This window comes from Caulobacter sp. 05T431 (genome assembly GCF_056665975.1).
Window position 1 is genome coordinate 1 of record NZ_JBFTKU010000157.1, and the last position, 388, is coordinate 388.

Here is a 388-nt window from a genome sequence, read left to right on the forward strand (position 1 = left end):
GCGTCGATAGCGTTTGCCACCGTCGACAGGAAGGTCGACGTCGGCACACCCGAACCGTCATCGACCACGACGTAGAAGTAGCCCATTTGGGCAGTGCCGCTGTAGGTTACGTTCTCGACCAGCGAGTACGTGACGCCCTGCTGCAGGGAGGTGATGGCGTAGCCGACGGCGTCCTTGGTGGCCTTGGAAAGGCTTCGCACGTAGGCGATGAAGCGCGTCCGCAATGCGGCATCCGACTCCGCATCGGCGCCGTTGGTAAACGCAGTGGCGTTCGTGACGGTATCGACGCCAGAGATCGCGCCAGCGATGGTTGAAACGGCGCCACTGATGGCGTTTCCGGCCGCCCCCGCGACTGAGGCAACGACCGGCACGTCGACGCTGCCCACGC

General features: G+C 64.4%; 1 protein-coding gene. It reads right to left on the reverse strand.

Going from position 1 to position 388, the window contains the following annotated elements; all coding sequences use genetic code 11:
• A partial coding sequence (locus AC1U89_RS24940; protein ID WP_479902295.1) for a baseplate J/gp47 family protein occupies positions 1–388 on the reverse strand: 388 nt, incomplete at both ends.